The following is a 12,267-nucleotide window of genomic DNA, read 5'->3' as shown; positions in this document are numbered from 1 at the left end:
AAATCTATTACTAATTTAGTCAGTTTAGTTAAGATTCTGCTTTTTTTTGAGCTCTTTTAACTCATTAAATGTGGTCTCGCTCATATCTACAGAAAACTTCGATTCTAATTCCCGGATTCTAAACTCAAGATCGTAATTCATCAAATCTCTAGAGATATCCTCTAATAATTCAATTATTTTTTGATCATCATCAAATTGATTTTTTAGTATATGTTTGATTGTAGCAAATTTGTTTATTTTTTCTATTAATTGAACATCCAAGTTAAGATCTTCAATTGTAATTTGTGAATCAGATTTTAATTTTTCAACAATTATTTTAAATATTTTTTTATTAAACTCTGTGAATAATTTAATATTTTCGATTAAATGAACATTTGCTTGCAACAAATCTAATTTATTTATCACCAAATATAATAAAGAAAACTCTTTTAATTCAACTCCAGTCAAGGACTGACTTTGTTGATAATATTTTTTTGTACTCTCTAAAGATTTTGTTTTTTTTGTAGAAACTCTTTTATTATTTTGATTTGAATGTGGTGTTAGTTCAGAAATTTTTTCTAAGAAGTATTCTAAAACATATTTTTTTATAAAATCATCTTTAATTGTATTTGCAACAGCTCTAAGTTTCTTCTCAAAAATAGCCATCGATGAGGGGTTATTTTTAGTTTGTTTTTTATAATGACTAAAAATAAATTGATGAATTGATAATTTACTCTGCTTTGTAAATTCTATAAAATTATCTTTACCATTTTTATTCACATAGCTATCAGGATCTTCTTTATCCGGTAAAAATAAAAAAGAAATTTGTTTCTCTGGTTTTAGTTCCTTTATTGAGTTTTCTGCTGCTCTTACAGCAGCCTTATATCCACTTTCGTCACCATCAAAACATATTATGATATCATCAAAAAATTGATTTAAAGTTAAAATCTGTTTATCAGTTAGAGACGTACCAAGATTTGCAACTACGTTATCAATTCCATTTTTGCTCAGACCTAAAACATCCATGTATCCTTCAACAAGATAAATGTGATCTGTTTTATTAGAAAGTTTTCTTGCTAAATCTAAATTATATAAATTTGATCCTTTTTTAAAAAAATTTGTTTCAGGTGAATTTATATATTTAGCTAAATAATCTAAATTTTCAATTATTCTTCCACCTAGAGCAATTGGTTGACCTGAAATGTTGTTGATTGGAAAAATTAATCGACCTCTAAATCTTTCAACATAAATTTTTTTTTTCTCGTCTAAATAGAATAAACCAGTTTCTACTAAAGTTTGTTCACTATAATCCTTTTTTAATTTTTCGAAAAAAAATGGATTTTTTTCTATATATCCTATTTTAAATTTTTTTACTTCATCTTTGGTTAGTGATCTATTTTTTAAATAATCTCTAGCAATTGAATAATTTTCATTTTTTAAAAGTTCATTATGGTAATAGTTTACGTAATCACTAAAAATAGATTTATACTCATTCCACTTTTTTTCTCTTTCTTCATCTTGTTTTGAAAACATATATGGCTGCATCCCCGCTAGTTGAGCTAGGTATTTAACTGCCTCTCCAAACTTTAAATTTTGAGTTTTCATTACAAAATCAAAAATATTTCCATGTTCAGAGGTAGCAAAACAATGATAAAATTCTTTTTCATCATTAACAGTAAATGAGGGAGTTTTTTCATTTTTAAAAGGTGATAAACCCACAAATTCTTTACCTCGTTTTTTTAAGGAAACAGTTTTTGATACTACCGTTGAAACTTTTAACCTATTTTTAATTTCATCAAGGTACTCTTTTGGATATTTCATTATTTATTCAACAATTCTTTAATCAATGATCCTGCTTTGGAAAAATCAAGTGCATCTGAGTTAGTTTTTTTAAGTTCACTCATAACTTTTCCCATATCTTTTAATGAATTTGCTCCAATTTTCGAAATAACATCTGCACAAATTTTCTTAGTTTCTTCCTCACTGAGTTGCTTTGGTAAGAAACTTGTTAAAATATCATATTCATTTTGCTCAATCTCTAAAAGATCTGTTCTATTATTTTTTTTATAAATATCGATCGATTCGGCTCGTTGTTTAACCATTTTTTTTAAAAGTTTCTTAATATCCTCATCATCAGTTTCCTTTTTGTTAGGGCCTGATCTGTTAACAATGTCCAAATCCTTAATAGAAGATAATATTAACCTATAGGTTGATATTTTATTTTTATCTTTAGATTTTAATGCATTTTTATATTCGTTTTCGATGGTCTGTTTTAATGACATAATTTTTTAATCTACTTTAAAGAAAAAATTCTTCAAAAGAAAAATTGTTTTTTTACAATTTTATATTACATCTCTGTTGCGATAATAAAGCAATTATTGTATTAACCTTTAACTCATGAGTTGTAATTGATCAAAAAAGCAAAAAAAACTAACTCAAAAATAAAATTTCAAATTAACACAGGCGTTTTAGTTCTTGAAAATAAAAAGGTATTTAAAGGAATTGGAATTGGATACCAAGGAGAAGCTACTGGCGAAGTGTGCTTTAATACATCCTTAACAGGCTACCAAGAAATCATTTCGGATCCTTCATATGCGGGACAAATTATTAACTTTACCTTTCCACATATAGGAAATGTTGGAACCAATAAAGAAGATCATGAATCTGATAAAATATGGGCAAGAGGAGTGATAATTAATTCTGAAATAACTTCACCCTCAAATTACAGATCTTTCCTACATTTAGATACTTGGCTAAAGAAAAATAAAATTGTTGGAATTACTGGCTTAGACACCAGAAGCCTAACAAACTTTATAAGAGACAAAGGCGCCCCCAAAGGTACTATTAGTTATTCAAAAAAAGGAAAGTTTAATATTAATAAATTGACCAACTCTACAATAAAATGGAGTGGATTAAAAAATCTTGATCTTGCAGAAGTAGTTTCAACCCAGAAAAATTATATTTGGAAAGGTCTTAAAACATGGAAAAAGGAACTTGGATATAAAAAAAATAATAAGAACACATTCCATGTTGTTGCAATTGATTATGGAATTAAAAAAAATATCTTAAGATATTTCTCTGACTTTAATTGTAAAGTTACTGTCGTTTCTTGTAAAACTAACGCGCAAAAAATATTAAGTTTGAAACCAAATGGAATATTTTTATCAAATGGTCCCGGTGACCCAGCTGCAACAGGGAGATATGCTATAGACATTATTAAAGATCTTATTAAAAAAAATTTACCAATATTTGGTATTTGTTTGGGTCATCAAATATTAGCATTAGCATTAGGTGGCAAAACAAAAAAAATGAAGCTTGGTCATAGAGGGGCAAATCACCCCGTTAAAAATTTAATTCATGATAATGTAGAAATAACAAGTCAAAACCATGGATTTGAAGTAGTTAAAGAAACATTACCAAAAAATATTGAGGTCACACATAAGTCTTTATTTGATAATAGTATTGAAGGTATCAGACTAAAAAATAAACCAGTCTTTTCAGTTCAATATCATCCAGAATCTAATCCGGGACCTCAAGATAGTGTTTATTTATTTCAAGAATTTATTAACAACATGAAAAAAAATGCCAAAAAGGAAAGATATTAAAAAAATACTAGTTGTGGGAGCTGGTCCAATAATTATAGGACAAGCATGTGAATTTGATTATTCAGGGACACAAGCATGTAAGGCTCTAAAAGATGAGGGTTATAAAGTAGTCCTAATAAATTCAAATCCAGCAACAATTATGACTGATCCAGATGTTGCAGATAAAACTTATATTGAACCAATTACACCAGATGTATTAGAAAAAATTCTAAAGAAAGAAAAACCCGATGCAATTCTTCCAACAATGGGAGGGCAAACTGCGCTTAACCTTGCAATGGAAGCAGAGAAAAAAGGAATTCTAAAAAAATACAAAATTGAGTTGATAGGAGCAAATTCTAAAGCAATTTCTAATGCCGAGGATAGAAAGAAATTTAGAAAAAATATGATAGATATTGGTTTAGATTTACCAAAATCAGAAATCGTAAATAATAATAATCAAGCATCAAAAGTATTAAAAAAAATTGGTTTACCTGCAATTATAAGACCTGCTTTTACACTTGGTGGACTTGGTGGAGGAATAGCCAAAACTAAAAAAGATTATTTTAAGATTGTTAGAAATGGGTTGCACGAGTCTCCTGTAAGTCAAGTTCTTGTGGAGGAATGTTTAGAGGGCTGGAAAGAATTTGAGATGGAGGTTGTAAGAGATAAGAAAGATAACTGTATCATCATTTGCTCGATTGAAAATATAGATCCAATGGGAATTCATACAGGTGACTCAGTAACAATTGCACCAGCTCTTACACTTACAGATAAAGAATATCAAGTAATGAGAAATGCATCTATTGCATGTTTGAGAAAAATTGGAGTTGAAACTGGAGGATCAAATGTTCAGTTTGCTATCAATCCTAAAAATGGTCGAATGGTTGTTATTGAAATGAATCCACGTGTATCAAGATCATCAGCACTTGCATCAAAAGCAACTGGATTTCCAATTGCGAAAGTGGCTGCGAAATTAGCGATTGGTTATACTCTTGATGAATTAAAAAATGAAATAACTAAAGTTACTCCTGCATCATTTGAACCAAGTATAGATTATGTGGTGACTAAAATTCCAAGATTTACATTTGAAAAATTTTCTACCTCCCCTGCAACTTTAGGGACATCTATGAAATCTGTTGGTGAAGCAATGGCTATTGGAAGAAACTTTAAAGAATCTTTACAAAAAGCGCTGGTATCTCTTGAAACTGGTTTTTCAGGTTTAGACAGAATTTTTGATTTAAATAAAAAGCAAATTGAAAAGAAGCTTAAAGAAACTATTCCAAATAAGATATTACTAGTTGCTGAAGCAATTAGAAAAAAAATAAACTTAAAGAAAATATATAATTTATCCAAAATTGATCCTTGGTTTTTAGAACAAATTAAAGAGATAGTTGATTGTGAAACACAAATAAAAACTAAAGGACTTCCTAGGAATTTTGCAGAATTTAATAGAATAAAATCAATAGGATTTTCAGATAAAAAACTTTCGGAATTAACTAAAACTTCTGAAGACGTTGTTAGAAGAAAAAGATCAGCGCTTAAAATACTTCCAGTTTATAAAAAAGTAGATACTTGTGCGGCTGAATTCAAATCTTTTACTCCATATATGTACTCAACTTATCAAAGAAATTTTTCAATTAACTCTGAATGTGAAGCTGATCCATCCAATAAGAAAAAAATAATTATTCTTGGAGGTGGACCAAATAGAATTGGTCAAGGAATTGAGTTTGATTATTGCTGTTGTCAGGCAAGTTTTTCATTAAAAGACGTAGGTTTTGAAACTATCATGGTTAATTGTAACCCCGAAACAGTATCAACAGACTATGATACGAGTGATCGATTATACTTTGAACCTTTAAAAGAAGAATACGTTTTTAATATAATTAAAAAAGAGCAAGAAAAAGGAAATCTGATAGGTGTAATAGCCCAATTTGGTGGCCAAACTCCGATTAAGCTTGCTAAATTTTTACACGAAAATAAGCTTCCGATTTTAGGAACGCAATATACATCGATCGATTTAGCAGAAGATAGAGACCGATTTAGAAATTTATTAAATAAATTAAAACTAAAACAGGCAGAGAGTGGAATTGCAAAGACATTTAATCAGGCAATTAAAATTGCAGATAAAATAGGGTTGCCATTAATGGTAAGACCTTCATATGTTTTGGGTGGAAGAGCAATGGAAATTGTTCATGAAAAAAATCAGCTTAAAAAATTTGTTGAGGAAGCCTTTAAAGTTGCAGAAGATAATCCAATTTTAATTGATAAATTTATCGATCATGCAATGGAAGTAGATGTGGATGCCATATCAGATGGAAAACAGGTTCACGTAGCAGGTATTATGCAACATATCGAAGAAGCAGGAATTCATTCAGGAGACTCTGCATGTAGCCTACCCCCTGTATCAATTAAACCATATCTTCTTAAAGAAATTGAAAATCAAACAAAAAAATTAGCGATAGCTTTGAACGTAAAAGGTTTCATGAACATACAGTTTGCAATAAAAAAAGATGAAATTTATGTGATTGAAGTTAATCCAAGAGCTAGTCGAACAGTTCCTTTTGTATCAAAAGCAAAAGGTCTTCCTTTGGCTAAAATTGCATCAAGAGTAATGGCTGGTGAAAAATTATCTAAGTTTAATTTAAAAGATAAATCTAAAGGTATGTACGCAGTTAAAGAAGCTGTATTCCCATTTAATAAATTTCCAAACAGTGACTTATTATTAGGACCTGAAATGAAATCGACAGGGGAAGTGATGGGATTTGATAAAAATTTTGGAATGGCTTTTGCCAAAAGTCAAATCGCAGCTGCTAACTCATTACCAAAACAAGGATTAGCTTTTATATCTCTCAAAGATAGTCACAAAGATGAAGGAATAGATTTAGCAAAGGAACTTATTAAACTAAAGTTTACATTATGTGCAACAAAAGGAACTGCGGAATATATTCGAAAACATAAAATGAAATGTAGAATTATAAACAAAGTAAGCACAGGTTCACCTCATATAGTAGATGTTTTAGATTCTAAAAAAATTGCATTAGTAATAAATACTGGAGGTGGAAATAGTGAACACCGATTAAGTGATGCTATAGCATTAAGAAGAGCAACGCTTAAGAATAAAGTACCTTATTGTACTAACATGTCTACTGCTCAAGCCTGTTTAGAAGCAATTAGATCACTAAAAACAAAAAAACTAGAAGTGACTTCTCTTCAGGAAGTTTAAGAATTTACTTTCCAATCAGTTTCAAAGGTAACGTAATTTACTTGAATACATCGTCTTTCTTTAACAATTTTTTTCTTTTCCATACCATGCCAGGTATTTGGTCCACTTGTAAAAAGATAACCATAATTATGTTTGTAAGGAAGTGTTTTAACTTTCTCTAATTTTTCATTGTAAAAATCAGTTCCTAAATCTTCAGATTCATTTGTATTATTAACAAATATTAAGCCTGACATAAGTTTTTCTTTTATATCGCAATGAGGTTTTAACCAAAAACCCTCTCGGTCACAAATAACCTCAACCCTAACAAAGGAATTTGATAAATCTTTATTAATCATTTTTGAAATTGTTTCATATGTTTCTTTAGACTGAAGTTCATTTATAAATTTTACTAAATTTGGAAATTTAGATGCGTTTTCTTTATTTATGAAACATCTAAACTTTATTGCTTGTCCACCTGAAGCTATTCCTTCCCTAAATTCTGCAGCCCCACCATCTATTGCTCTAGTCCCATCGTAATTGAGATTATATTTACTGACATCAGGAATGTCAGCTTTAACTATTTCATCAATTGCTCCTTCTGACAAAGCATCACTATACTCCCAGTGATTAAAAGGGAAATTATGTTCTTTTGAATTATTTTTAATTGAATTTAAAAATGACATTATAATCGAATTTTTTCTTTAATAATTTTTGCTACTCTATTAGTTTCGTTTAATTTTTGATAGTTCCAATTTTCAATTTCTTCACCTAAGTTTCTCGTAATATTTAGTTCTCTGAATAAATTTCTAAAATTTTGAAATCTCAAGTCTTTTCTTTTCGGTAAAATATTAGCAACATAAATTGGTTTTCCAGTTAAAGCAGCTTCAGATATCATTGAGCTAGAGTCACATGTAACAACTATATTTTCTGAGATAGCTAAAGCTGAAAGATAAGCTTTTTTATCAACATTCATAATAACAGTATGATTTTCTCCAAAAAACTCTTTTGCATAATGTATAGTATTTAATGGTGTTCTCATTGAAGGTATCACCACAAGTTGAAAATCATGTTTTTTCAATAGTTTGTAAAAAATTGAAAATATATGCTTCATATTTTTTGTTGAGTAGTCATAATATTTTGTAGGACCACCCATTATCAAACACCAAACTTTTCTATTATCCTTTTTGATATATGAATTTAAATAACTTCTATTTTCATCAATTTCATTTTCAGTTAAATAGTGAATTGCGCCTTTTGTTTTAATTACATTTGTGCCGCTTATCCCATCATGCTCAGGAGCAACAATAAAATCAAAATGATTAAAATCCACCTTTGGATCTTGAATATGAATATTTAAAACTTTTTTTTTTGAAATACTTTTTAAGTGGATTGAAGGAATCACGCTTTTTCTTCCACATGAAATAATTACATCAAAATCAGACTCGTTGATTTTTTTATAAACATTTTGTGATACTGGTGTTAATTTTGGTGGAACAATTTTCCAAAAATTATTTAGTTCAACCTTATGGTGTGTAAAATGAATATCTAAGGCTTTTGCTAAACCTTCTACCTGGCTTATCATGCCATGCATACCTTGAGTTAATAAAATACCTTTTAATTTAGTCATTAATCACTATATAGCTTTCATATGAGTCAAAATCCAACTAAACACACAAAAGTGTTAATAATTGGATCAGGTCCAGCTGGATACACTGCAGCAGTTTATGCTGCTCGTGCAATGTTAAATCCTATTTTAGTTTATGGATCTGAGCCAGGAGGACAATTAACAACGACAACTGATGTTGAAAATTATCCAGGATTTTCTGAAGTTATTCAGGGGCCATGGTTAATGGATCAAATGAAAGAACAAGCTAAAGCTGTTGGTACAGAGATGATAGAGGATCACATAAGTAATGTTAATTTAAAAACTTCTCCTTTTGAGGCAACTGGAGATAGTGGTCAGAAATATACTGCTGATAGTATAATTATTTCTACTGGCGCTCAGGCAAGATGGTTAAATTTAGACTCAGAACAAGAGTTTAGAGGATTTGGAGTATCTGCTTGTGCAACATGTGATGGTTTCTTTTTTAAAAATAAAGAAGTTGCAGTAGTTGGAGGTGGCAATGCAGCTGTTGAAGAGGCAATGTTTCTCACAAAATTTGCATCTAAAGTAAAATTGATTCACAGGCGAGATAGTTTAAGAGCTGAAAAAATGCTTCAAAAAAAATTAATGGAAAATAAAAAAATTGAAATTATTTGGGACTCTGTAGTTGAAGATGTATTGGGTGATAAAGATCCTAAAAATGTTAAGGGAATTAAAATAAAAAATGTTAAAACAAATGAAACACAAGAATTAAAACTTGATGGTGTGTTTATTGCTATTGGTCATGATCCAGCAACCCAGCTGTTTAAAGATCAATTGGAAATGGATAAAGAAGGATACTTAATCACAAAATCAGACTCAACTGAAACTAATGTACCTGGAGTTTTTGCAGCTGGAGATGTCAAAGACAAAATTTTTAGACAGGCGGTCACAGCTGCGGGTATGGGATGCATGGCAGCTCTTGAAGCGGAAAAACATCTCTCTCACAATTAAATGTCAGAAAAAGTTTTGCTAACTGGAATAAGTGGTTGGATAGCAAAACATACAGCAATAGAATTATTAAATTCTGGTTACGAAGTTCTAGGAACAGTACGGAATGAAACTTTAATTGAACAAACCAAAGATACTATTAATAAATACGCTCCTATAGATAAATTATCTTTTATTAAATTAGATCTAGTTAAAGATGATGGATGGAATGATGCAGCTAAAGGATGTAAATATATATTTCATATTGCATCTCCTTTTCCAATAAAAGTTTCAAATAATCGAGAAAGCTTATTACCTCCTGCAGTAGATGGTACTTTAAGGGTATTAAATGCAGGGATAAATGCTGGAGTGGATCAAATAGTCAAAACTTCTTCTATTGTTGCTATGTTTAGAAAACCTAACAGAACTAATCCCTATACATTTGGAGAAAAAGATTGGACTGATGAAAATTGGGTAGAAGGGGTAAATGATTATTTTTTATCAAAAACTAAAGCTGAGAGAGTTGCTTGGGAATTAATGGAAAGCAAAGGGTTAAAAAATAAATTAACAACAATTTGTCCTGGTGGAGTCTTCGGTGATGCTCTAGATAAAAAAGGAGGTACTTCAATTGAGTATGTTAGACAATTCATGGCTGGTAAATTTCCTGGAGCACCTAAATTTGCTGTTTTAATTTCTGATGTAAAAGACATTGCAAAAGCACATGTTGCTTGTATTGGAAATGATAAAGTTGGAGGTAGAAGATTAATTGTTGGAAAAGAGGTAAAAAAATTAGTTGAATTATCACAATTGATGGCTGAAGCAATGCCTGCTTATGCAAAAAAGCTTCCAAAAAAGGAGCTTCCAAATTTCATGGTTAAGTTGATAAGTTATATAGACTCAAGTGCTAAAATGATGATACCTGACCTTGGAATTTTAATGCAAACCGATCCCTCTTATGCTGAAGAGTTATTAGGTTTTACATTTAAAGCTGCAAAAGATTGTATGGTAGAGAATGCAAAATCTGTTGTGAGATTAGGTTTGGTTTAATTATAATTTTAAAATTTCATCAGATTCAAACGTAATTTTTTGCAAATTTTCTTTAGCAATTTTGATCATTGCTTTTGCAACATTTTCTGAATTGATTGGTCTCATTTTTTTAATTGGCCCAAATAACAAAGGTGATAAAATCCTAAAAGTCAAAATACCTATTTTTTCACCTACTCTGTTCTCTTTTCTTTTACCCATTAAAAAAGAAGGTCTTAATATTCCTAATTTAGGGAAGTTTAATATTTTTAATTCTTCCTCAACTAAACCTTTAAATTTAACATAATTCCCTGAACTATTTGGATTAGCATATATGGAAGAAACAAAAATAAATGACTTAACTGAATTAGCTTTTGCAATTTTTGCAATTTCTTTTGGAATATCTAACTCTACTTTTTGGTAATCATTTTGATCAGGAGAATTTTGCTTTGTGGTACCAATACAAAAAAAACAATCATCCCCTGTAATTTCAGTTTTATGATTTCCTAAATTATTAAAATCAATATTTATAACCTCAACTTTTTCATTATTAATTGAGGTTTGTGAACGAACAAAAATCTTAATTTTATTGTAATAATTATCTTGAATTAATTGATTAACTAAATGGCCGCCAATTAATCCGGTAGAACCAAATACTATGGCTGTTTTCATTAACTTAAGCTTTTACAAAAAAAGGAAATTTTTTCTAAAGCTTTTTTTAGATTTTCCATTGAAGTTGCATATGAAATTCTGAAAAATCCCTCTAAACCAAATGCAGAACCCTGAACAACAGCAACACCACTATTTTCTAAAAGAGATTGAACAAAATCAGTATCTGATTTTATTTCTTTTCCATTGGGATCTTTTTTTCCCATTAACTCTTTACAGCTCGGAAAAACATAAAACGCACCATCAGGATTTAAACAATTGATGCCATCAATATCATTTAATGCTTTTACTACAAAATCTCTTCTTTCTTGAAAAGAGTTAGCTCTTTTTTTTATAAAATCTTGTGTCCCACTTAGTGCTTCAACTGATGCTGCTTGACTAATTGACGAAGGATTAGTTGTTGATTGTGATTGAATTTTAGCAATAGCTTTAACAATATCTTTTGGACCAGCTGCATACCCTATCCTCCAACCTGTCATTGAGTACGCTTTACTAACACCATTCATTGTAAGAACTCTGTCTTTTAAACTTTCTATTTGAGCAATAGTGAAAAATTTAAACCCTTCGTAGGTCACGTGTTCATATATATCATCACTTAAAATGTAAATATGCTTGTGTTTTTCTAAAACAGCAGCAATAGCTTTTATATCTTTTTCAGAATAACAAGCTCCAGTTGGATTAGATGGAGAATTTAAAATTATCCATTTTGTTTTTAGAGTGATAAATTTTTCTAAGTCTGATGGATTTATTTTAAAGCCTTGTTTTTCATCACATTTCATTACAACTGGTTTTCCACCAGCCAATAAAACTATATCTGGATAAGACACCCAATAAGGAGCTGGAATTATTACCTCATCTCCATCGTTTAGTGTTGCCATCATAGCATTATAGATAACGTGTTTTCCTCCTGCACCAACAGTAATTTGATCAGTGGTATAATCTAAATTATTTTCTTTTTTAAATTTTTCTACAATTGCCTTTTTTAATGCTGGTGTTCCATCAACTGCTGTATATTTGGTATCACCTTCATTAATTGCTTTTATTGCAGCTTCTTTAATATTATCTGGAGTATCAAAATCTGGTTCTCCTGCACCAAGACCAATAACATCTTTTCCAGCAGCTTTTAATTCTCTTGCTTTTTGTGTAACAGCAATAGTAGGTGAAGGTTTAATCTTTTTTAAACTGTCTGATATTATGCTCATTGAAATATAAATAAATCCTATTACGTTGTTTAATAT

Annotated in this window: 10 protein-coding genes; 4 read left to right on the top strand and 6 right to left on the bottom strand. The window is 29.8% G+C overall.

Annotated features, from left to right (window positions below; translation table 11 throughout):
- Positions 1-24: 24 nt before the first annotated feature.
- Together dnaG and ACTT9R_RS03515 are read right to left on the bottom strand one after the other, a co-directional pair.
- Positions 25-1,800, bottom strand: coding sequence for a DNA primase (gene dnaG, locus ACTT9R_RS03520; protein WP_440926675.1), 1,776 nt, complete (start codon positions 1,798-1,800; stop codon positions 25-27).
- Entirely contained in the window at positions 1,800-2,261 is a 462-nt protein-coding gene (locus ACTT9R_RS03515; protein ID WP_440926674.1) for a GatB/YqeY domain-containing protein, read from the bottom strand. The genes dnaG and ACTT9R_RS03515 overlap by 1 nt, the downstream gene beginning before the upstream one ends.
- A 126-nt stretch (positions 2,262-2,387) precedes the next feature.
- Between ACTT9R_RS03515 and carA the strand changes: the two genes are divergently transcribed.
- Together carA and carB are read left to right on the top strand one after the other, a co-directional pair.
- The gene (gene carA, locus ACTT9R_RS03510; RefSeq protein WP_440926673.1) at positions 2,388-3,584 is read left to right on the top strand and encodes a glutamine-hydrolyzing carbamoyl-phosphate synthase small subunit; all 1,197 of its coding nucleotides are present in this window, start codon (positions 2,388-2,390) and stop codon (positions 3,582-3,584) included.
- Positions 3,562-6,786: a carbamoyl-phosphate synthase large subunit gene (gene carB, locus ACTT9R_RS03505; protein ID WP_440926672.1), complete on the top strand. Its 3,225-nt coding sequence runs from the start codon at positions 3,562-3,564 to the stop codon at positions 6,784-6,786. The genes carA and carB overlap by 23 nt, the downstream gene beginning before the upstream one ends.
- Here the strand turns inward: carB and ACTT9R_RS03500 are convergent.
- Both ACTT9R_RS03500 and ACTT9R_RS03495 read right to left on the bottom strand, forming a co-directional pair.
- A complete protein-coding gene (locus ACTT9R_RS03500; RefSeq protein WP_440926671.1) occupies positions 6,783-7,448 on the bottom strand; it encodes a hypothetical protein in 666 nt (221 codons plus the stop codon). The two genes, carB and ACTT9R_RS03500, sit on opposite strands and share 4 nt — an antisense overlap.
- A complete protein-coding gene (locus ACTT9R_RS03495; RefSeq protein WP_440926670.1) occupies positions 7,448-8,392 on the bottom strand; it encodes a mitochondrial fission ELM1 family protein in 945 nt (314 codons plus the stop codon). Before ACTT9R_RS03495 ends, ACTT9R_RS03500 begins: the two co-directional genes overlap by 1 nt.
- A 21-nt stretch (positions 8,393-8,413) precedes the next feature.
- Here ACTT9R_RS03495 and trxB point away from each other — a divergent pair, with 21 nt between their 5' ends.
- Both trxB and ACTT9R_RS03485 read left to right on the top strand, forming a co-directional pair.
- Entirely contained in the window at positions 8,414-9,361 is a 948-nt protein-coding gene (trxB, locus tag ACTT9R_RS03490; RefSeq protein ID WP_440926669.1) for a thioredoxin-disulfide reductase, read from the top strand.
- A complete protein-coding gene (locus ACTT9R_RS03485) occupies positions 9,362-10,384 on the top strand; it encodes an NAD-dependent epimerase/dehydratase family protein (protein WP_440926668.1) in 1,023 nt (340 codons plus the stop codon).
- Here ACTT9R_RS03485 and ACTT9R_RS03480 read toward each other — a convergent pair whose 3' ends face one another.
- Together ACTT9R_RS03480 and ACTT9R_RS03475 are read right to left on the bottom strand one after the other, a co-directional pair.
- Positions 10,385-11,032 (bottom strand): NAD(P)H-binding protein, encoded by a 648-nt coding sequence (locus tag ACTT9R_RS03480; protein WP_440926667.1) that lies wholly within the window; start codon positions 11,030-11,032, stop codon positions 10,385-10,387.
- Positions 11,032-12,231 carry a pyridoxal phosphate-dependent aminotransferase gene (locus ACTT9R_RS03475; protein WP_440926666.1) on the bottom strand — a complete coding sequence of 400 codons (1,200 nt, stop codon included), beginning with the start codon at positions 12,229-12,231 and terminating at the stop codon, positions 11,032-11,034. Before ACTT9R_RS03475 ends, ACTT9R_RS03480 begins: the two co-directional genes overlap by 1 nt.
- Positions 12,232-12,267: the final 36 nt, after the last annotated feature.

It is taken from the genome of Candidatus Pelagibacter sp. (assembly GCF_052049835.1).
Classification (GTDB): Bacteria; Pseudomonadota; Alphaproteobacteria; order Pelagibacterales; family Pelagibacteraceae; genus Pelagibacter.
Note: the sequence above shows the minus strand (reverse complement) of the source record. Positions and strands in the feature narration are given on the sequence as shown.